General features: G+C 52.4%; 22 protein-coding genes and 2 tRNA genes. 9 read left to right on the top strand and 15 right to left on the bottom strand.

Annotated elements, in window-relative coordinates:
- Positions 1–22 precede the first annotated feature (22 nt).
- The 3 genes from ehuD to ehuB all read right to left on the bottom strand — a co-directional run bounded on the left by ehuD (position 23) and on the right by ehuB (position 2,370).
- Positions 23–685: an ectoine/hydroxyectoine ABC transporter permease subunit EhuD gene (ehuD, locus tag XYCOK13_RS08910; RefSeq protein WP_213411787.1), complete on the bottom strand. Its 663-nt coding sequence runs from the start codon at positions 683–685 to the stop codon at positions 23–25.
- A gap of 3 nt (positions 686–688) precedes the next feature.
- Positions 689–1,369: an ectoine/hydroxyectoine ABC transporter permease subunit EhuC gene (gene ehuC, locus XYCOK13_RS08905; protein WP_244865085.1), complete on the bottom strand. Its 681-nt coding sequence runs from the start codon at positions 1,367–1,369 to the stop codon at positions 689–691.
- Positions 1,370–1,431: 62 nt separating this feature from the next.
- Positions 1,432–2,370: an ectoine/hydroxyectoine ABC transporter substrate-binding protein EhuB gene (ehuB, locus tag XYCOK13_RS08900; protein ID WP_244865084.1), complete on the bottom strand. Its 939-nt coding sequence runs from the start codon at positions 2,368–2,370 to the stop codon at positions 1,432–1,434.
- Positions 2,371–2,903: 533 nt separating this feature from the next.
- Between ehuB and XYCOK13_RS08895 the strand changes: the two genes are divergently transcribed.
- The 6 genes from XYCOK13_RS08895 (at position 2,904) to XYCOK13_RS08870 (ending at position 6,137) form a co-directional block, all read left to right on the top strand.
- A tRNA-Arg gene (locus XYCOK13_RS08895) sits at positions 2,904–2,980 on the top strand.
- Between the two features lie 134 nt (positions 2,981–3,114).
- Positions 3,115–3,675, top strand: coding sequence for a sigma-70 family RNA polymerase sigma factor (locus XYCOK13_RS08890; protein ID WP_213411840.1), 561 nt, complete (start codon positions 3,115–3,117; stop codon positions 3,673–3,675).
- Entirely contained in the window at positions 3,672–4,112 is a 441-nt protein-coding gene (locus tag XYCOK13_RS08885; RefSeq protein ID WP_213411786.1) for a zf-HC2 domain-containing protein, read from the top strand. The genes XYCOK13_RS08890 and XYCOK13_RS08885 overlap by 4 nt, the downstream gene beginning before the upstream one ends.
- Entirely contained in the window at positions 4,105–5,208 is a 1,104-nt protein-coding gene (locus tag XYCOK13_RS08880) for a hypothetical protein (protein ID WP_244865082.1), read from the top strand. The genes XYCOK13_RS08885 and XYCOK13_RS08880 overlap by 8 nt, the downstream gene beginning before the upstream one ends.
- Positions 5,205–5,843 carry a hypothetical protein gene (locus XYCOK13_RS08875; RefSeq protein ID WP_213411785.1) on the top strand — a complete coding sequence of 213 codons (639 nt, stop codon included), beginning with the start codon at positions 5,205–5,207 and terminating at the stop codon, positions 5,841–5,843. The genes XYCOK13_RS08880 and XYCOK13_RS08875 overlap by 4 nt, the downstream gene beginning before the upstream one ends.
- 220 nt (positions 5,844–6,063) lie before the next feature.
- A tRNA-Pro gene (locus XYCOK13_RS08870) sits at positions 6,064–6,137 on the top strand.
- 426 nt (positions 6,138–6,563) lie between these two features.
- On the opposite strand, the gene XYCOK13_RS08865 is transcribed toward XYCOK13_RS08870, so the two are convergent.
- From XYCOK13_RS08865 to XYCOK13_RS08845, 5 genes are all read right to left on the bottom strand, one after another.
- A complete protein-coding gene (locus tag XYCOK13_RS08865; RefSeq protein WP_244865088.1) occupies positions 6,564–7,772 on the bottom strand; it encodes an enolase C-terminal domain-like protein in 1,209 nt (402 codons plus the stop codon).
- A 114-nt stretch (positions 7,773–7,886) separates the two neighbouring features.
- Entirely contained in the window at positions 7,887–8,675 is a 789-nt protein-coding gene (locus XYCOK13_RS08860; RefSeq protein ID WP_213411783.1) for an SDR family NAD(P)-dependent oxidoreductase, read from the bottom strand.
- 64 nt (positions 8,676–8,739) lie between these two features.
- Positions 8,740–9,558, bottom strand: a complete 819-nt coding sequence (locus XYCOK13_RS08855) for a carbohydrate ABC transporter permease (protein WP_213411782.1) — start codon at positions 9,556–9,558, stop codon at positions 8,740–8,742.
- The gene (locus XYCOK13_RS08850) at positions 9,558–10,451 is read right to left on the bottom strand and encodes a carbohydrate ABC transporter permease (protein WP_213411781.1); all 894 of its coding nucleotides are present in this window, start codon (positions 10,449–10,451) and stop codon (positions 9,558–9,560) included. Before XYCOK13_RS08850 ends, XYCOK13_RS08855 begins: the two co-directional genes overlap by 1 nt.
- A 92-nt stretch (positions 10,452–10,543) precedes the next feature.
- Positions 10,544–11,899: an ABC transporter substrate-binding protein gene (locus tag XYCOK13_RS08845; RefSeq protein ID WP_213411780.1), complete on the bottom strand. Its 1,356-nt coding sequence runs from the start codon at positions 11,897–11,899 to the stop codon at positions 10,544–10,546.
- A gap of 404 nt (positions 11,900–12,303) precedes the next feature.
- Between XYCOK13_RS08845 and XYCOK13_RS08840 the strand changes: the two genes are divergently transcribed.
- Positions 12,304–13,353, top strand: a complete 1,050-nt coding sequence (locus tag XYCOK13_RS08840; RefSeq protein ID WP_213411779.1) for a LacI family DNA-binding transcriptional regulator — start codon at positions 12,304–12,306, stop codon at positions 13,351–13,353.
- Positions 13,354–13,467: 114 nt separating this feature from the next.
- On the opposite strand, the gene XYCOK13_RS08835 is transcribed toward XYCOK13_RS08840, so the two are convergent.
- The 3 genes from XYCOK13_RS08835 to XYCOK13_RS08825 are packed head-to-tail and all read right to left on the bottom strand — an operon-like array spanning position 13,468 to position 15,970.
- The gene (locus XYCOK13_RS08835; RefSeq protein ID WP_213411778.1) at positions 13,468–13,770 is read right to left on the bottom strand and encodes a hypothetical protein; all 303 of its coding nucleotides are present in this window, start codon (positions 13,768–13,770) and stop codon (positions 13,468–13,470) included.
- Between the two features lie 42 nt (positions 13,771–13,812).
- Positions 13,813–15,213 carry a radical SAM protein gene (locus tag XYCOK13_RS08830; RefSeq protein WP_213411777.1) on the bottom strand — a complete coding sequence of 467 codons (1,401 nt, stop codon included), beginning with the start codon at positions 15,211–15,213 and terminating at the stop codon, positions 13,813–13,815.
- The gene (locus XYCOK13_RS08825; RefSeq protein WP_213411776.1) at positions 15,206–15,970 is read right to left on the bottom strand and encodes a prolipoprotein diacylglyceryl transferase family protein; all 765 of its coding nucleotides are present in this window, start codon (positions 15,968–15,970) and stop codon (positions 15,206–15,208) included. Before XYCOK13_RS08825 ends, XYCOK13_RS08830 begins: the two co-directional genes overlap by 8 nt.
- Positions 15,971–16,058: 88 nt before the next feature.
- Between XYCOK13_RS08825 and XYCOK13_RS08820 the strand changes: the two genes are divergently transcribed.
- On the top strand, positions 16,059–16,850 hold the full coding sequence (locus XYCOK13_RS08820) for an alpha/beta fold hydrolase (RefSeq protein WP_213411775.1): 792 nt from the start codon (positions 16,059–16,061) through the stop codon (positions 16,848–16,850).
- Positions 16,851–17,090: 240 nt separating this feature from the next.
- On the opposite strand, the gene XYCOK13_RS08815 is transcribed toward XYCOK13_RS08820, so the two are convergent.
- Positions 17,091–18,176, bottom strand: coding sequence for a hypothetical protein (locus tag XYCOK13_RS08815; protein WP_213411774.1), 1,086 nt, complete (start codon positions 18,174–18,176; stop codon positions 17,091–17,093).
- Positions 18,177–18,376: 200 nt separating this feature from the next.
- Between XYCOK13_RS08815 and XYCOK13_RS08810 the strand changes: the two genes are divergently transcribed.
- Positions 18,377–19,447, top strand: a complete 1,071-nt coding sequence (locus XYCOK13_RS08810) for an LCP family protein (RefSeq protein WP_213411773.1) — start codon at positions 18,377–18,379, stop codon at positions 19,445–19,447.
- A 68-nt stretch (positions 19,448–19,515) separates the two neighbouring features.
- On the opposite strand, the gene XYCOK13_RS08805 is transcribed toward XYCOK13_RS08810, so the two are convergent.
- From XYCOK13_RS08805 to rbsD, 3 genes are all read right to left on the bottom strand, one after another.
- A complete protein-coding gene (locus XYCOK13_RS08805) occupies positions 19,516–19,650 on the bottom strand; it encodes a small acid-soluble spore protein P (RefSeq protein WP_506016916.1) in 135 nt (44 codons plus the stop codon).
- Positions 19,651–19,702: 52 nt separating this feature from the next.
- Complete coding sequence (locus XYCOK13_RS08800; protein WP_213411772.1) at positions 19,703–20,050, bottom strand: hypothetical protein; 348 nt, start codon at positions 20,048–20,050, stop codon at positions 19,703–19,705.
- A 136-nt stretch (positions 20,051–20,186) separates the two neighbouring features.
- A complete protein-coding gene (gene rbsD, locus XYCOK13_RS08795) occupies positions 20,187–20,642 on the bottom strand; it encodes a D-ribose pyranase (RefSeq protein ID WP_213411771.1) in 456 nt (151 codons plus the stop codon).
- Positions 20,643–20,645 lie beyond the last annotated feature (3 nt).

The following is a 20,645-nucleotide window of genomic DNA, read 5'->3' as shown; positions in this document are numbered from 1 at the left end:
CCTCCCTGATTTGGCCGCTCCCCTATACACCGCGCTGTTGATTCAACCGCTTCTCCAGGCGGCGCACCAGCACCGCCGACGGGTAGCTGACCAGCAAGAATAAGATGCCGACCATGGTATATGGTTCAAGGAATGCGAAATCCGAGGCAACCCGACTCTTCGCCTTCAACAGCATTTCCGCCAACAGGACAGCCGCCAGCATCGGCGTTTCCTTGAACATCGTAATCAAATAATTGCCCATCACCGGTATGATTGGCGGGATTGCCTGCGGCAAGATAATGTTCACCCATTTCTGGTAAGGGGTGAAATTGAGCGCTGTCGCCGCTTCCCACTGTCCCTTCGGCACGTTGTCGATACCCGAACGGTATACCTCCGACAAATATGTGCCGTAATGGAGTCCCAGCGCGATAATTCCGGCAGTCAAGGACGGGATATACGTCCCGAGCACAAGGGGGCCGACTTTATATAAGAAGACGACCTGTACCAGAAGCGGAGTAAATCGGATAAAATCGATGACCCATCCCGAAGGCAGGGAAATAAAGCGATTGTCGGAGCGCCGCAGCAAAGCCATGAACAAGCCAATCACACAGGCTGCGAGAAAGCCTCCCAGCGTCGCTTGTACCGTCTTCACCAATCCCTGGAGCAGGTCGGGCAAGATACTCCATGCATAATTCCAATCCCACATCAGCTACACCCTCCCGACACTCAGCCTGCGTTCCAGGAAGCGATATCCCTGAATCAGCAACCAAGCCATAACAAAGTACAGGACAAGAATAAACACGTACATCAGCCAGATATCTTTCAAGTAGTTATTTTGAATGGCAGTCAGGCGGTAGAAAATGTCCTCAAGTCCGATAAAGTACACAAGCGCTGTGCCTTTCAACATCTCGACTTGCAGGTTGCCGAATGGGGGCAGCATACGAAGCAATGCCTGCGGAATGATGATATGCCGCATTCTTTGGTACGGGGTGAAATTCAGAGCAATCGAAGCCTCTGTTTGCCCTTTTGGCACAGTTAATATCGCGCTTCGCACGATTTCGGAGCCGTATGAACCGTAATTGATGCCCAGAGCGATTACAGCGGCGTAAAAAGCATTCAGGTCCAAGCCAAACAAAACAGGTACACAATAATAAATCCAAAATAACTGCACAACTAGAGATGTCCCTCTGAAAAACTCCACAATCACATAAGAAGTTCCGTTAATCAGCTTGTTGCGGGACACTCTGGCAAGCCCCAGCAGCATAGCAAAGATATATGACAAGATTGTGCTGACCGCCAGCACCTTGATCGTCATCCAAGTTCCGTTGAAGACGAAGGGAATCCCCTTCTCAATCATCGTTTCAATGGCAATTGGCCTCCTTCCAAACACAACCGTAGGGAAAGCATTCCCCTTCCTTGTCAGCCGAAGGAAGGGGAACAGCCCATCCAGGTTTAGTTACCGCAAAGCTCTGCAGTCGTGATGTCACCCGGCAAGTGTTCTTCGGCAAAGCCATTGTCCAACAAGATTTCCAGCAGCTTGCCGCTTTCCTTCAGCTGCTGCAGCCCTTCGTTGTAAGCATCGCGCAAATCGGTATCAGCCGGACGGAACGCTGCTGCGCCGTAGCCCCAAATTTCGTTGCCGTCCTCATCCTTCGGCTGTTCGAAGTCTTCTACGCGCTCCAAGTTGTCGTCACCGGCAGATTCCAGCATATTCATCAAGCTCATGTAAGTCATCGTCACGCCATCAACCTGTCCGGATTGCAGCGCACTAATGGCCGTTGGCTGGTCAGGCACTTCCACAATTTGATTGTCAGCCGCTCCTGCGTCCTTCAAATATTGAATCTCAATCGCGCCAGTCATGACGGCGATCTTCACATCCGGATTGGCCGCAACATCCTCATAGCTGCGGATATCCTTCGGATTTCCGGCCTTCACCGCCATCGCCTCACCCATTCGGTACTCCGGCTCGGCAAAGATTACTTGCGCGCAGCGGTCTGGATTCACATACATGCCAGCCGTAATAATGTCATAACGCGACGCGTTCAGACCGCCGATCAATTGACCGAATTCAAGCAATTGACTGTCTATTTCATCAATGCCCAGCTCCGCAAGAACGGCCCGCGCAATATCCGGCGCCTCGCCCCTGAGCTGATTGTCTTCGTCCAAATAAGCATAAGGCTTCTCGTTAGCAAACCCTACGCTAATGACGCCCGCTGCTTGTGCTTCGGCTAATGTACCGGAAGCTGCTTCGCCTCCTGCGTTATTGCCTCCGTCGCCATTCCCGCTGTTAGCACCATTGGCGGCTGGAGAATTGCCCGGATTCTCTCCACCGCAAGCAGCCAACGAAAACACTAAAGCGACTGTCAATACTGCCATCATCCATTTCTTCATAATAAGCTTTGACACCCTTTCTCTCTGATTTTTTCGCATTTATAAACTGTATTTATAAATGCGAAATTACCACACTTGACCGGGACGCTGGACAAATAAAAGAGTTTTCGTCCACATAACCAAAATCCCAACCATAACCTTTTCTTATATCCTGTGCACGTCAATTATCGTAACACGTTATCCGGAAGGGGTCACCCTTGATATCCATGGTTCATTTCCGATAATACTCCCTGTGTTTTCCACATGGGCGATTACCCATGCGAGCCTCCCTTTTCGTCTGGGGTCCTCCCATATCCTCCCGAATGCAAGCTTTCGACATAATCCCCCACAGCCTATGAAATCCTCGAAAAAACTTAGCCAGACAAGGATTCGGGAGCTTCTTGCCTGCGTGAATGCAACGCTGTCTTTTCTCCTGCATTTTTTTTTGCTATAATCGTTAATGCCGCTCGCCTCTGGCGGGCCAAACCCGGTCTCTGTCGCTCATCCTGACATTGCGATGCGGCACGATCCACCCAAGACTTACACATAAGTATGACCCCGTAGCTCAGCTGGATAGAGCACTTCTCTCCTAAAGAAGGTGTCGGAGGTTCAAATCCTCTCGGGGTCGCCAGTTCTGTATGTATCAAGCCGTCTGAAGCTCAGGCGGTTTTTTTGTTTTCCGGCATAAAAAGTTTTTTTTGGCAAAAGTGCAGGGCAAGCGTCCTTTCGCATCGTCTATAATCAACAGGAAGGGAGGGGAGCCCGATTCATGACGATGATCGCATTCGACGAAGCCTAGATGGCGATGAAGAAGCATTTCGCGCGCTGATTCAACAATATGCCAACCACGTCTACCAGCTAGTGTACGGCGTGCTGCGCCACGAACAGGACGCCCGGGAAGCCGCGCACGAGGTCTGGGTTCGTCTGTATTACGCGCTCCCCCAATACCAATTCAACGGGTTCAAAACGTGGCTCTCCCGGATTGCGGTTCACAAAGCGATTGACTGGAAGCGAAGGAAGGATAGAAGAAAGGAAGAGCTGCTCGACACGCAGGAGCCTGACGGAGAGCAGCTCGTTTCCTTGACATCGCGTTCTGACGACATCGAGCAGGTCTTGCTCAACAAGGAGCGCCAGGCCTTGATACAGAAACAAGTTCGCCAGATGCCAGAAACATACCGCAGCGTAGTCACGGCGTACTATTTGCAGCAGCGCAGCTACAAGGAAATCGCCGCTGAGCATGGGCTGGAGGTCAAAAGCGTGGAGTCCCGGCTGTACCGGGCAAAACAATGGATGCGCAAGCATTGGAAAGAGGAGGATTGGCTGTGAACAACCACTATGATCGCCTGTTCTGGAACGCCTATATCGCGGATACTCTTGACGAGCCCGAGCGCCAGCGCGCGGAAGACCATTTGCTCGACTGCGAAGCCTGTCTTGCGCTCTACCTCGCCTGCGTAGAAGAGGAATCGCCAAGCATGCCGGCGCTCGATCCCAAGCAAAGCGAGGCGCTGGCGAACGATGTTGTGCATGCGCTATTTCCCAAAAAACGCTGGTTCCAGCACGTCATCTTTCATTATGCAGTGGCTGCATCCATCACTTTGCTGCTGATGGGCTCCGGCGCATTCGACCGCATGACCCACGCCGTACAACTGGAACAAATCGTCGCGGACAAACCAACTCTTACAGACAAACTGATGCAAACGGCCAACGGTTGGCTGGATGAACTCGGTTCAATTTTGAAAGAAAGGAAGCCTGAACATGAATAAACACCCGCTTCTTCTGCTCGTGCTCTCCCTGATTCCCGGACTTGGCCATTACTTTCTGGGGCGCAGGGTTCGCCCGTTTCTCTACGCGCTGGGCTGCTTCGGCACAATTGTGCTGCTTGCTATCCTATTCATCTTGAGCGGGGGACAAATCATCTACTACAATGATGAAATCATACTGTTTGTGCTCTTCTGCGTGCTCGCCCTTTGGCTCATTAATGTGATCGACATGCTTATCTCTTTGCTGACTCGCAGCACCTATGCGCAGCAGCACGCCCATGCGTCCGAATCGGATGGCCAACTGGCTGCATCCCCCGCACAGCCAGACCGGTCCATGACGATTTTCCTCTCCTTGGTTCCCGGCCTCGGCCATATGCATATCGGCTTGATCCAGCGGGGCTTCACCTTCATGGTCGGCTTCTTCGGCTGGATCACTATGGTGCTGTTCGTCGTCTACATTACGAACCGCGGCGGCTTCGCCGTCTTCCTCCTGCTGCTGCCGATCCTGTGGCTGTTCAGCTTGTTCGATATATTCCAGCAGCTCAAGAAGGCGCAGAATGGCGAAGCCCTAGTTGACCGTTCGATTCTTGACGATTTCGCCGAACAGCGGGACGACGGCAAAAAAAGCAAACCGCTCGCCACCTTGCTGGCGATGTTCCCGGGAGCCGGACATATGTATTTGGGTCTGCAACGCCGGGGACTGCAGCTGATGGCCGCCTTTCTGTTCTCCATCTACATTCTGGATACGCTGCATCTGTCGCTGTTTCTGTTCGTCATACCGATCTTGTGGTTTTTCAGCTTGTTCGACGCTCTGCAGATCTTGTCTTCGCCTAATATGAAGGAAGTAAAGGATGTGCCTTTTGTGGATTGGCTAATGAATCATCAGAAATGGATTGGTATCGCCCTGCTGCTGATGGGCGGATACTATTTGTTCGATCAGATCGCCCTCGATGTGCTGACCCGCCTGTTCCCGGACCTGCGCATCGCCTACTGGTTTAACCAGTATGCCCAAACCTTCATTGTATCCACGCTCCTCATTGTCGGCGGCCTTAAGCTGTTGACCGGACAAAAGAGATCAAAGAAGGTGAGCGGACGATGAGAAAATGGCGAGTCGGTTCGTTCACCATGGGCTTCTCTCTCCTGCTGCTGGGGATCGTCTGCCTGACCACGGCCTGGCGGGGAAAAGAAGCTTTCGATGCGCTGTTCCAATGGTGGCCGCTGCTGTTCATACTCCTAGGTGTGGAAATCCTGGCCGCTCTCGTCCTGGCGAAGGAGGAGCACCCAAGGCTGCACTATGATGTGCTCAGCTTGTTGTTCGTGCCTTTTCTCATTATGCTCGGCATGGGCTTCACCCTCCTTACCTACACAGGGCTAGCTGAAGAGCTTCGAGACTCTATCCGCGCAGTGCGGTATACGGAGACGTTGCCGGCATGGGAACAGAACTTGCCGCCGGAAGTCACGACAGTCGTTGTGCAAGCGCCGCACACCCAAGTCATTACAGACCGCATCGCAGACAGCAAGCTGCACCTGTTGGGCACATACTGGTACGATTCAGCGATCCCTCAGAGCGAGCAGCCTGTTCTGACGACGGACATCTATGAGACGTCTGTCATCGGGGACAAGCTTTATCTGACCATGAATCCGTTGCCGCAGCAGCATAATTGGTTCGGCTCGCCCGGACATAGGAAATTGACGGTCATAGTGCCGGAGCAAGTACACGTTGAAATCCGGTAAAGCAAGCAAGATCTGCATCTTGTCAGGCAAAAATAAGCTATGCTATAATAATCTTCGCCGCCCGCAAGGACGTTCGCAATTGGCGCCACAGCATGCTGTCCATCGCTGTAGCCGGAACGAGCCTGCGGCACATGCACGCGGATTCCGGCAGGAACTGGCTGCGCTCCATTCCCTGCGCAGGCCATTCATTCGCATGCAGCTGCCCATGGGGCATAGGCGACGAGACGTGGCTCAGCTTGGTAGAGCGCTTGCTTCGGGAGCAAGAGGTCGCAGGTTCAAATCCTGTCGTCTCGATATGACGAACTAGGGGCTGCCCTGGTCATTATGACCAGAGCAGCCCCTTTGTTATGCGAACCTCGGATACGGCAACAAGACGCGCCAGGACGCGGCAAAACCCTCACGCCCCGCGATGCTTCTAACGGAACTCAGAAGCACGATTAGCTTCTTTTTGATGATTATGCACCGCTAACGGAACCAGGAGACGCTATTCGGGGCACATAACCGGAAATCCCCTTACTTGCACCCTATAAGCGCTGTGAGTTCCGTTAGAAGCAGAAATGTACAAAAAACGAGCAAATAGCGTCTGTCATTTCCGTTAGATTATACCGTGCACGCTACCCCGCTTCACCCAGCTCGCACAGCAGCCCAACACAGGTTAGATTCCACCGCCCAGAGACAGTTGCGCCCAGCCAACAAGCTTGCGGCCAAGCATCCCCGATGTTACGGCCGGGCCGGTGTGCCGTCCGGCTTGCGCGCCAGCGTCCAGGCCGGAAGCTCGTCATGCGGCGGGAACTTCGCCGCCTTCTCCTCGTCAAGCTCGATACCAAGCCCCGGCTTCTCCTCGATATAGGCGTAGCCGCCGCGCACCTCCGGACAGCCCGGGAACACTTCGCGCGTCGCGTCGCTGAACGGCGTCCATTCCTGAATGCCGAAGTTCGGGCAATTCAAGTCCAGATGCAGGTTCGCCGCATGCCCGACAGGGCTCACGTCGCCCGGCCCATGCCAGGCTGTCCGCACGCCGAACGCTTCGCCCAGCACCGCCAGCTTCTTCGCAGGCGTAATGCCGCCAATCGTGCTGACATGCACGCGGATGAAGTCAATCAGCCGTTCGCTGACGAGCGGCGTCCATTCGAGCGGGTGCACGAACAGCTCGCCCATCGCGAGCGGTGTGCTCGTTTGCGCCCGAATCATGCGATACCAGTCAATCTGCTCCGGCGGCAGCGCGTCCTCCAGGTAGAAGAGGCGATACTGCTCCAGCTCCTTCGCAAGCTGTACCGCTTCAATCGGCACAAGCCGCTCGTGAATATCGTGAATCAGCTCAATCTCGCTGCCGACAGTACCGCGGATATGCTCGAACAGGCGAGGGATGCTCCGCGCATAGGCGGCGGGATCATAATAAGCGCCCTCCAGCGCGCCTTCCGGCTTGGCGAGATTCGGATGGAGCCCCCCGTATAAGCCCATCTGGCAGCGAATATAGCGGTATCCCTGCTCTATGAATGCCCGTACGTTTTCCTCGACCTCCCGTTCATCTCTGCCGTCCGCATGACGATACACAGCCGCCGCTTCCCGACATTTGCCGCCCAGCAGCTGGTAAACCGGCATGCCGGCCATCTTGCCCTTGATGTCCCAGAGCGCCATATCCATGCCAGATACCGCGTTGTTCATAATCGGCCCGTTGCGCCAATACCCGCTGACCATGGCTGTTTGCCAAAGGTCCTCGATCCGGGAGACATCCTTGCCGATCAGGAACGGCTTGATGTATTCCTCGATTGCCGTCTGTACAGCGCGATGCCGCTGCGTAAACGTTGCACAGCCCAAGCCGTACAGCCCCGGCTCCGATGTTTCTACTTTAACAACGACTAAGTTAATGCCCTCCGGCGCGGTCAAGATCGTTTTTACGTCTCTTATGGTTACAGCCGCCACGTTCATCATCTCCCTGGTGTTTGTGGTTTCCCTAAGCTCTGCCTGCAAATGCCGCCCCATCACTGCAAATTGTCTGCCAAGGCATGGGCGAGCCTGCCGCTTCACACGTGCATTCGCATCTTAAATCTTGCCCCAGCCATCCTCCGGATTCACATCCAGCCGCTCCGGCATGCCCGGCAATATCAGCCCGCCGTCCACCCGCAGGTTGACCCCGGTAATATACGAGGCCTCCTCCGAGCAAATCCAGACAACGGCACTGCCGACATCGCTCGGCACACCGCCGCGGCCCAGCGGAATCTTCTTCCCCAGCGCCTCGTAGAACGGTTGCATCTCATCCCGCACCTGTATGGCGCCCGGCGAGATATTGTTGATGCGAATCCCATGCGGCGCCAGCTCCAGCGCAATCGATTCGGTCGCCCGCACGAGCGCGGCCTTCATGCCGCCATAAATGGCGTCGGTCGGATAGGCTCTCTCCGCTCTCGATGAAGCAATGTTCACGATCGCTCCTGCAATGCCGTGCTCGATCATATGGTTCGATACTAGCTGAATCATTTGCATCGGCGCCCGGAAGTTCAGCTTCATCAAATAATTCAGAACGTCGAGTGGCATTTTCTTGATCTCATCAAACTTGCTGGCCCCTGCATTATTGACCAGCACATGAATGCGGCCGTATGCTCGCACAGCCTGCTCCATAACATTTCGGGCAGACCCGCTCTCAGACAAGTCGCATTGAACAATGTGGCAACGCCCCCCGTGCTTGGAAACAATCTCTTCGGCAACCGCCTCCGCTTCCTCCTGCTCATTTAAATGCGTGATGACCAGATCGTACCCATGCTCGGCCAGCTTCAATGCCGTGCCTCTGCCAATGCCTCGGCTGGCTCCAGTTACAATTGCAGCCTTTCTCTCCACGTATCGGCACCTCTCTTTCTGTTTTGCCGGAAGTATGCTGACAACAAGGAATATTTGCTCCTCCTTATGACTTCACCGCTCCAGCAAGCGCCCCGTCCACGAGGTACTTCTGAAGGAAAGCGTACAGCACAATCAACGGCGCAGCTACGATGATGATGCCGCATGCAAGCAGCGGCCAGTTGTTCAAATATTGTCCGCGGAACGCGAACAGTCCCTTCGTTACAGGCGCCAAGCTCTGATCTGACAAATAAATAACCGGCATGATAATGTCATTCCACGTTCCGATTGCCGTCAAGATAATGCCGGTGGCCAGCACCGGCTTCGTCAGCGGCAGCAAAATCGTGAACAAATAACGAATATACCCGCAGCCGTCCATGGCTGCCGCTTCATCCAAGTCCCGAGATATCGACTTGATGTAGCCTACGATCAGCAGGAACGCAATGCCGGTGCCTGTCGTACGCAGCAAGATATAGCCGATTTGGGTATTATACAAGCCAAGCTCCGTCATCAGCGCAAATTGCGGTATGAGCGGATTGGGCAAGAACATCGAGATGAGAAAAAATGTATAGAAAAAGCTACTAAACTTCACATATCCCCGTGCAATCGGGAATGCCGCTATAAGTGAGAGCAGCATAGACAGCACCGTAGAGGTCACGGTATAGAGCACACTATTCCACAAGTATTTGGCAAAGTTCCCTAGCTGCCAAGCCTCTGCAAAATTTGAGAAGCGCAGCGATTCTGCGATCGCTAATGGGTTCGCCAAATATTCGAACTGCGTCTTCATCGAAACATTGAACAAATAGAGAAGCGGCAGCAAATATAGAGCCATGAACAGCAGCACGATGCCATAACGCATTCCTAGAATCGTTCTGGATTCCCTCATTAGAGCTCCACCTCTCTTTTGCGGAAATACAGCATGGCAACAATCGCGAAGGCGAAAACGAATACGAACTGAATCATTGCAATCGCTGAAGCCCTGCCAAAATCAGAAGTGGTCGTTGCGAATGCAGCTGCAAACACATTGTACGCCAATGTCGAGGTTTCAAAATTTCCGCCAGTCAAAACATAAATAATGTCGAACGTTTGCAGCGCGCCAATAATCGAGAGTAGTATATTGACAGTCATCGCCGGAGCGATCATCGGGAAAGTAATATGACGGAAGGAGGACCAACCCCTCGCCCCATCCATATAACCTGCCTCATACAAATCCTTAGGAATCGCTTGCAAACCAGCGAGAAAAATTGTCATGGAGTAACCCATATACATCCATATCTGCACAAAAATAATAAGCTCAAAGGCGATATCATAGCTGCCAAAAAAATTCGACTGTGTTCCGAAGACGTTCAACAGCTTCTGCGCTGGACCGCCCATCGGGTTGAACATCATTTGCCAAATAAGCCCCGAAACCGTTACCCCGAGCACGACAGGCAGGAAATATGTTGCCCGGTAAAACACATCGCCGCGCAATCTCTTGTTGACAATAATCGCAATCAACAGGGCCACCGCATTCTGAATCAACACCACCGCAAAGGCGAAATACAGGGAACGGCCGATTGCCCGAACCTGATCGCCTGCATTCGATGCTGTGAAGAACGTCTTGTAATTGTCCAACCCGATAAACTGCCAGGACGTTCCCGGAATCCCCGTAGCGTTTGTAAAGGAGAACACAATCGTGACTAGCGACGGTCCAACCGCCAACAGCACATATAACGCTACCGGTATCATCAGGAGGAGGAACGGCATATGGCGGGACAAGCCTTTTCCGAAAGGATACATAGGAACACCTCTGTGGAAAGAAGATGCCAGCGCCAGACGCTGAACCGTCTGGCACCAACACCTTCTTAGGGTTTAGTTATGCTCAGTTCACCTTACTGTGCTGCTGCGTCCCAATCCTTCTGTGACAAGTCGGCTAGCTCCTGCGGAGATTCTAGCGGTCCTGCCGGCTTCAGGAATTCAGCGTGCGGGCTCGATCCATCGGCGTATTGGCCTACATTCTCACGATTGATGGCCAATTGATCCCATGCAAGAATGAACTCTCCGAGATAAGGCATGATTTCATTAATAAACTCGCTGTCCACCGTCACATCCTGCGTCGGCAAGAAGCCTGCAGCATTCACGAAAGCCGTATAGTTGTCGCGCGAGCTCATCTCTTCCAAGAACGTCAACGCCCAGTCTTTGTTCGACGATTTCTCTACCACCATCCAAGTCATATCGTACTTCCCTGCTAATTTGCCATTGACCGCGGCATTGCTGCTTCCTGGTATTGGGAAGTATCCGAAATTTAAGTCAGGATTCAAGCCTTGATAGGTAGCCGCATTCCAAGTGCCGTCAGCAGCCATCGCTACTTGGCCTGCTGCGAACAAGCTTGGCAGTGTGCCGTAATCAGTGCCCATAAAGCCGTTTTGCGCGTAGTTCATCATGATTTGCGCTTTCTCCAGCACTTCAATCGCTGCCGGATCGGTGAACTTCGTTTCCCCTGTCCAAAGCCCTTTAATATAAGCCAACTGATCTTCATGAATCGTGGCTTGCAGCCCTTGCACTGCCAAATTGATTGGCCACACTTCCTTGCCGGCAAAACCAATTGGTGTAACACCGTTGTCCTTCAGCGTATTCAACACAACCATGAATTCATCCCAAGTCGTCGGAACATCTAAATTATACTGCGCAAAAATATCTTTATTGTAGAAAAGCCCGGTGAAGGATACTTTCCCCATGTTCACACCATACACTTTGCCGTCGTAGGTCATCGCATTTTCCACATCAACCGGATTGTAATTTGCGATAAAGTCTTCTTCCGTCAAATCCGCGAGCAATCCAGCGTCCGCCCACTGCTTCCACAGCGGATCAGCCGCTCCTGGCGACCACTCCTGCGGCGCTCCTACAAAGGAACTCTTGTAGGCCACTATATCTGCATCATTGGCATTAATTCGTGTTTGCATCAGTTGATCATACGTGCTGTCAGAAGGTACGGTCGTATAATCGATCTTAACATTCGTATACTTCTCCTCAAATTGCGGAATGAACACATCCTCCATATACTTGTTAACCGGTTCATTAATCCAGTGCAATACACGGAGCGTGACCTGCTTTCCGGCATCCCCTGAGCCCTTCGAACCTGAATCCCCGTTAGGCGATTGTGTAGCGCTACCGCCATTCCCCCCTGAACAAGCGGACAACACAAGTAGGACAGCCATGGTTAGCAGCAATGCAGACCATTTTTTCATTTCGTTGACTACCTCCCCATCATCTGGATAATCATGTTGAAGCGCTTACATTCCTGCAAATGACATCCGGCTGCTGCATCGCTTAGTACCCGCCCTCCTTTTGAGTGCTTGCGGCTCAGGGCGTCATTTTCGTGAAACGATGCATGCTCTTGTTGCGCGTTCGGAAAATGTTTCGCGCTTACATCCCCATTATTAAGCACGATTTTCGGTTTGTAAAGAGATTTTTCGTAAATTAACCAACGAAATGTTTTCGTAAATGACCTGTTTTTTATGAGTGAATGGACAAACACCTCTATTTTCGCGTACTCAGTTGACGAACCTAACGAAAAAGCGGTATGATTGTTTTGCTAATGTTTACGAAAATGTTGTTGGATTTTAGGAAAAAGGCTAAGAGGGTGTAAGGAATGAATATGAAAACCATTGCCAAGCTGGCTGGGGTTTCCGTCTCCACCGTCTCGAAGATTATTCACAATTATCCCGATGTCGGCGAGGAAACAAAAAAGCATGTGCTAAAAATTATGGAGGAGAACGGTTATCAACCCAGTACATCGTCCAAGCTGACCGCCATTACCAAGTCTCAGCTCATTGGCGTTGTCTTTGCCGGCAAGCTCAATGTCGATTTCAGACACCCCTTCTTCATCGAAGTGATCAATGCCTTCAAGAAGCAGATCGGAATTCTGGGCTATGACGTCATTTTGTTTTCCAACGAGAAGTTTCTCAGCGGCGGCGAGGATTATTTGGCGCGCTGCCTCCATTATCATGTGGACGGCTGCATCATTATTGCCGGCGATGAGCTGGAGCCAAGCATCGGCGATCTGGATCGAAGCGATATTCCCTGTATAGGCGTCGACATCGAGCTGCACGGCAAAAATTCCGCCTATATCATGACAGACAACAAGAAGATCGCCTCCAAAGTAATTGAGCACTTCTACATTAACGGCTACCGGGAAATCGGCTACCTCGGCACCGATCGCAAGACCGGCGTCATGCAAATCCGCGAGGATGCGTTCCGGGAAGCGATGAGCAGCTTTGCCATGCCGATACGCGAAGAATGGTTCGTCTACAGCAGCGGATTCGAAGAACAGTTCGGCTACGAGGCTACCCAAGCCTGGATTGCCAGGGGCTCTCTCCCCAAGGCATTGTTCGCTGCCTCCGACCTCCTCGCCTTCGGCGCGCTGCGGGCATTCCGCGAGCACCAGATAAAAGTGCCGGAGGAGATCGCGGTTATCGGCTGTGACGATATCGACGCTTGCCAATACATTACGCCGTCCCTGACGACCATCCGCCAGGACAAAGAACGGATCGGCAGACTGGCGGCTATGATGCTGTTCGATCTGATGAACAAGCAGACACAGGGCAGCGCTATTATGGTAGAGCCGGAGTTGAAAATTCGCTCTTCCTGCGGTGCGCAGCCCTTGTGGCAGACGAATGCGCCAGCCGCACAACCGAAATAAGCTTCCGCTCGCTTCGCAGGTTTTCATATATATGCCGAAGAGCTGCCATTCAGGATTTTTTTCTCCTGAACCGCAGCTCTTTTTCAATGATTCCGCTCTTGTTCGCAAGTTTCCTTAATATAAAGCGCCGCTCACGAATAACCCGAAGCATGCAGCATTCAGCAGGAACGACAAGCCGGCCCCAATCAAGACGCCCTGCATCAGCCCCGTTCGACCTTTTCGGCGTAAAATATAAACCGTCGGCAGCACATACAACCATTGCACGACCCCTATGAATACCAGCGCGAGAAATCCGCTATTCCACCACTGCGTAAGGATAAATAAAGCTACATGCAGCAATGCCAGCAGCAGAATGCCCAGTATGACTTGCCCCACATGCCCCGCTTTGCCGGATCGTTGATTCGGCTCCTTTTCCATCGTTCCGCGCTCCTTTCATCCTTTCGTCAACTGCATCCTGTCCTATAGCCGTTCCTGCTGCAGCTGCCTGAGCTGCTCCTCCAATCCGTCCCGATAGAACAGATTATACGTATCGAACGGGATGATTCTGCCATCCGGATGCACGATGTGCACGCAAGATTTCTTCACAGACCGAACATCCAGATTGTAGGCATCCATGAACTGCATGATTACGATACGGAATACTTGCTCATAGCCAATTGCATCGGGAACCGGGACAAGCGGCAGGCAGCAGAGCAGCTCCTTGAGCTTCAACGGCGAGCTGTTCGGCGTCTGATTCAGGGAGAACAGCTCGAACAGCTTGCTGCGCAAGGCTTCATCCTGTTCATAGACAATCGTGTTCTGGCCGCCCTCCAGCAATATTTGCGGATCGATCAGGCCTGTCAACGGCACAGCACGCCCGTCCCCGGTCTTCAATGCGTACCCCATTGCCAGACAGTCGGGATGGCAAGGCACCGGAATCACATCCTCCTCCTGGAACAAGCCGGACTGCTCGATAATCATCCGCCGAACTTCACTGACGGTCAGACGGTCCCTGGACGGATCGTACTGCTCGGTTCTTCCGGCAGCCTGTATGGGTTGGAAGGTAACGCCGCGCACTGCCTTCTGCTTAACCCCGTATTGAATAATGTCCCCGATCTCGCGATCATTCAGCCCCTTCTTGAGCGTCACAACCAGGGTCGTCGAGATGCCGAACTCATTGGCATGCTCAATCGCCTTCTTCCTCACATCGCGCAAATCTGCGCCGCGCAGCTCCAACAGCGCATCCCGCTCGAAGCTGTCGAACTGCAAATACAGCTCGAATCCGGGCATATAGTCCGCCAACCGCTTGGCGAATTCGCGGTCGCTCGCCAATCGAATCCCATTCGTATTGACCATCAGGTGCTTGATCGGCCGTGACTTGGCCATATCGAGAATCTCGAAGAAGTGAGGATGCAGCGTCGGCTCGCCCCCGCTGATCTGCACAATGTCAGGCTCTCCTTCGTTGGCCACCACGGCGTCCAGCATCCGCTCAATCTGTTCCAGCGACCGATACGACTCCCGCTTCGGCGAGGAATCCGCGTAGCAAATCGGACATTGCAAATTGCAGCGGTCCGTCACCTCAATCAGAGTCAGGCAGCTATGCTGCTCGTGATCCGGACACAGCCCGCAATCGTACGGACAGCCATATCGAATCGGCGTATTCCAGCGGAGCGGCACGTCGCCCGGCTTCGTAAAGTCTCTGCAGCGCTTGTAATAAGCCACATCATCAGAGATCAGGACTTTCTCCGGACCGTGCTGCATGCAGCGCTTCAGCATATACACCTTGTTGTCCTCGAACACGATTTTTGCCTCTGCTTTGCGCAGGCACTTGGAACATACACTTGCGGTCAATTCATGATACAAATAAGGCCGGTTAGGCATGCGGTGTCACTCCTTTGCGCTGTTGGCGAATCATGGCTATCACTAGCGGTATGTAATGCAGCAAGCCAAGCAAGCAGGCCACCTGTATGGCATGCAGGCCCAGATACGGACTAGGCGCAGGCTTGATGAATTCAATCAGCAGACGGAACAGCAAGTAGCCGAACATGAACAGCTGGAACTGCCCGCCTTCAGGCAGTACCTTCTTCCTTCGAAGCAGAACAAGCGCGAGCAGCAGCAGTCCGAGGAAGGCGATCTCATACAGCTGGGTCGGATGCCTCAACACGCCGTCGCCGAAGTCTACCCCCGTCCACCAAGTTGTCCGGATGCCGTGCGTATGATCGTCCAGTCCGGTCAGGAAGCAGCCGATGCGGCCAATCATCATGCCGACGATCAGCGGGATCGCATAGTCATCGCCGGTTCTCCGGGTCCACCCGATCCGCTTTTTCATGGCTTCCACGCCAATCAACCCGCCCAGCAGACCGCCGACTATCGTCTTGCCCTCCATCAGATACGCCGGGTTTTGCGTTATACTTCGCCATGTAAGCAGCGGATCCTCCAACCAGAACAGCACTTTCGATCCGGCCGCTGCGCCCAGCACGGCCGCCACTGCAAGCCATAACGCTTGCACAGTCGGCAGCTGTCCTTTGCTCCGCATTTTCAAATACAGGCGAAACCCGATAAAATACGCCAGCGCCTCAAACAGCCAATGCGGATGTATGTGATAGGGACCTAGCGGTATGTATACAGGGAAATCCATTGTCTTCCTCCATTCGCGCTTTCCGATCGCCTGATTTGGGCTATAATAAAAACAGAAATGACAGTTTATTTGCTACAAGAATATAGACATGAACGGAGTGATCTCTACTATGCAAATCCTCACCCATCAGGAGCATGGAAGCGGCAATCCTGTCGTCCTCCTGCACGGCTTTCCCGGAAGTTCGGCCTATTGGCAGCTGATGCTTCCCCAATCGGCTGCGGCCTGCCGCGTTTATACGCCAGACTTGCCCGGGCACGGAGCAAGTCCGTTGCCGGATGGCGAAGCCTCGATTGACGCTTATGCGGATGCGGTAGCGGCCTGGATGCGCCACATCGGTCTTGGGCGAGCAACGATCCTCGGTCATTCCATGGGCGGATACACCGCTCTGGCCTTGCTGGAGCGCCATCCGGACGCCGTATCCGCAATCGGATTGATTCACTCCACGCCCTATGCCGACAGCGATGAAGCCAAGCAAAATCGGCTGAATCAGATAGCCCGTATACGCGAAGAGGGGATGGACACGTTCGTCGAGGGCATGGTGCCCAAGCTCTTCGCTCCGCAGCACTTGACGTCCATGCCTGAACATATCGAGACCGTGAAGGCCATTGGCCGCCGAAATCCTCCGGAGGGAGCGATGTATGCGCTGGAGGCTATGCGCAAGCGTCCCGAACGGCTGCATCTGCTTCAGCAAGCCGGGGTGCCTGTGCTGCTGGTCGCCGGCGAAGAAGACCAGGTCATCTCGCCCGCGCGCACTCTTGTTGTTGAAGGCGACCACGTTACTTCTGCATCCTTGCCAGGCTGCGGCCACATGGGAATGTACGAGCGGCCGGCACAGCTTGCTGACGTCATCATCTCCTTCGTTACGCAGACTGCTCTATAAATCGATCGTTTATCCCATTATACGAGCTGACTGGCAAAATGACAAAAACATCCACGATATGTGAAGGAAGGTTCGATGCGCCAGGCCCCAGTCATAAAAGAAAGGCCAACCAGAACATTTCCGGCTGACCTATTCATGCGAAGCTGTCCCAAGTCCATTCCGCGACTGCTCTGGGACAGCTTTGTTCTTCTCTTTTCCAAGGTGAATACCAACTCTCACCCTGTCTTGCTCGCGCGGTGCTTAAAACGCCATTTCGGCGTTAATCAACTCATCCAGCTGATCAATCGTAAGCGTATTATCCGCTGTCGGCTCTTCCAGCTCAAATGCCGGAGTGCCATTGAAATTGGTCATCGTCGAGGACATTGAACCCTTGAATGCCATTTGCTCCCCATCCTGTTGGATAGCAAAGTCAAATCGCAAATTAGAATACGGGGTATTCCCGTCCTTATCCAATGCCATCAACATCGAAAGCTCGTTGATGATCAACATCTCCTTCAACTCTTCCAGACCTGCCTTGATCTCGTCTTGACTTTCGGCCAGATCCTTCTTCGCCTGTTCGGCATCAATGGTTTCGCCAAGCAGCGCAGCATATTCAGGCTTCGCCAGCACGTCAATCAGCTCCGGCAGCGCATCTTCTACCAAGGTTGCCGCCACTTGCTGGAATTGGTCCTGAGTCAAGGAAATGCGCAGCACATCGCTGGCATCGACGCCCGCTGGCAGACCTGCCTCTTCTACATTCACAATTTCCACGTACTCCTCTTCGTCGAAATGCTTCAGCAGCACGCCCATGATATCCATGCCTAACTGCTTTTGCGTTTCAACGTTGAAGGCATCTGGATTGAACGCGCCAGCTTGGGGGTCCATCTCTGCCAGCTGCTCGAAATCCAACTCGATATATTTGCCCACTACATCCTGAGGAAAGATGCCTGCCAACATCGGAATATTCGGCACCTTCACCCACATCTTGTCCTGTTCCATAATCACTGGGACACGGATCGTCATGCCAACGTCGCCGCCCAGCTTTAAGTCCATCGTTGCTTCAGTCTTAAGCGGCTCCTCTTGGTAAGCGCCGCTCGCGCTCAGCGTGATATCACCCAAAAAACCGGCAATCATGCCAGTAGCTGGATCAGCCTGCATCAGCGAATCCGGAAATTCCAGCTTCAGTGTAGCTTCACTGGAAAATTCATAGCTCTTCAATTCCGTGGAAGCCTTCAGGGCCTTATTAAACAATTCTTCCGGCGTTGCAGGACTCTTCGTACAACCAGCCAGCACCACCATGACACAAAGCGCTATCAGGGACAATACCGCTGTCCAACGTTTTCTCATTCGATTCTCTCCTTGCTCCCTTTTTTTTATAATTTGCGCAAATACATCTATTAATCGTAATCGGTTCGACAACAAAAATCAATAATAAATTCGCTGAAACTTTTCCGGCATTTTCCTCGTCTAATACTAGTACCGCCTGAGACGGCATTATTTACATAGTTTTGACCCCCTGCTTGACTTCTTGATTTGAGGTGTTTTATTTGTGGAAAACGCGTAAGTTTTGGCTAATTGTCGGAATCTGTTTCGTGGCCTTGTCCCTCTTTGCAGCTACCGGTCTGGCCTACCAACTGAATCATTGGTGGAATGAAGCGCATATTTCTACCGATCCGGATAAAGCCATTCTGTCAGATAAGCAGAGAGACAAGATCATGACCCAGAAGCTGAATCGAAACGAGCCCGAGAAAAACGAGGAAACCCGCTACGATTTTTATGCGCTGATCATCGGCTTGGATCTAAGGGACGACTCTTTCATGCTCAATACAGACACGATTATTGTTGCTCATGTAATGCCAAAGCGGCAAAGGGTCAAGCTCTTATCTCTCCCTCGTGACTTAAGAGTCACCGATTTGGAAGATCGGTCTGTGAAGATTAACAGTGTGTTTGCGGATGGGTATATGCAAGCTCGGGAGAAGTCACGCCTCAATCCAGACCTGTTGTCGGGGAAAACCGTTAAATTGGGGCAATTTCATATTTACGAAGAACTTCTAAGTTCCGGAATGGTTGTATTAAGAGAAACGGTCGAAGAATATCTGGACATATCAATCGATCATACATTCCTCGTACACTTCCAGACGGTGACCGAACTGGTTGATGCTGTTGGAGGCATAGAGATAGACGTAAAGCGGACAATGGTATGGGATGACGGCGCCGATGGCACCAGCATATATTTCGAGCCCGGTGTCCAGCATGTAAATGGAGAGCAAGCATTGCATTACGCCCGTTTCCGTATGGATTCCAGGGGCGAGCGATACCATTCGAACGACTTCGAACGCAACGAGAGGCAGCAGGAAGTCATTTCCCGCATCGTGGACAAAGTCGTGTCATGGAACAGTCTGCCGAAAGTGTTGGATATGATCGACATTGTCGCCAAGAACGTCAAAACAGATATGGGACAAAACGACATGATCCAGTTGGCCAGAAACTTCTACAGCGGCTGGTCCAGCGGTTCAGTTGAGAGCATCCCTTTCCCCGGATATTGGAACTACCCATTCGTCTATATCGACGAGGAGGATCTGGAGCAAGTCAAACAAGCGCTGAAATCCTTGGAATAGGATGCCAGCGCTTGCTCCCTTTTGAAACTTGAAACATAATTGCCTTGCTGATGCTCCTTCAGAATCCTCTATCCCTCAGTGTGCTGATTTCGCCTCGAGTGGTTGCGATTTTTCACTTTCTTGGAGCCGTCAAGCGGCTCTTTCCCCGCTGTGCGAGGCTGTTCCTGACGGTTGGTCATTTCATATGGGTTTTCCGGGTTTATTCGATGGTCAGACACCTTCGCTCACCTCAACTTTATTGTGTTCCCAGCATGCTCAAGCATGGGTAACGGGAATTACCATTTGAGCGCATTCATGAATATGGCGCACATAATCCGAAATCAGCTCTTGGATCTGTTCATTACGCTCATCTACGGACTGTCCTTCACTTTCCACATCAACGAGCTGCACATCCACTTCGCGATCGTCCATATAGGTGCACTTGAAGTCGAAATTATACCCGGTACGCCCGGCTGTTTGGATCGTGATGCGCAACGCACGCTCATCTCCCTGATCCAAATTGACTTTAGCCTGATCGTTCTGATTCAATACACTCGGCAAATTGCGTTCCCATGCGCGCAGCAGTTCTTCGCGGCTGCTTTGCGGCCTGTCTGCTTTCGTCATTAGCCACCCACCTCCACACGTTTAAAGTGCGAAGGCGGCCTATAATTTATGCACCTTATGCACCGAATTATACGAAAAAAACCGGAGGCAGTCTTCTAGACCCCCCCGGTTCGCTATTTCTGACCAGATGCCTGTTCTATACTCTGTCTTTGTAGGCGTCCGGCACCAAAACTCCTTCTCTATTAAACCACTTGGGTGCATCGACCCCCGACTGCAAAATAATATTGCCGTATGGATCGAAGGCCCCGGTTCTCACAACGGCCTTTGCTCTGTACGCCGCTTCAGACAAAATCTTCTCATGGGGCATCGTTGCCAGGTCAATGCCGTTGAAGATTTGTTTCACCTTATTGATAAGAGGCGGATTATACTGCGGCATTTCTTCCGCATAATATACTTTCTCTGCAATGAAATCTTCTGTAATGAGGCGCAGCACCGTCTCGAGATCCGGCAAATCCCGTTGAATCGCCAAATCCACCCTGCGTACGGCGTTCGGAATCGGGAACCCGGCGTCGCATACGATGATCCAATCCCCATGACCCATGCCCGCAATGACTTCATTCAGATCTTTATTCAATATCTGGCTTCTCTTCATCTG

Origin of the sequence: Xylanibacillus composti (genome assembly GCF_018403685.1) — a bacterium.
In the GTDB taxonomy this organism is placed as follows: Bacteria; Bacillota; Bacilli; order Paenibacillales; family K13; genus Xylanibacillus; species Xylanibacillus composti.
Note: the sequence above shows the minus strand (reverse complement) of the source record. Positions and strands in the feature narration are given on the sequence as shown.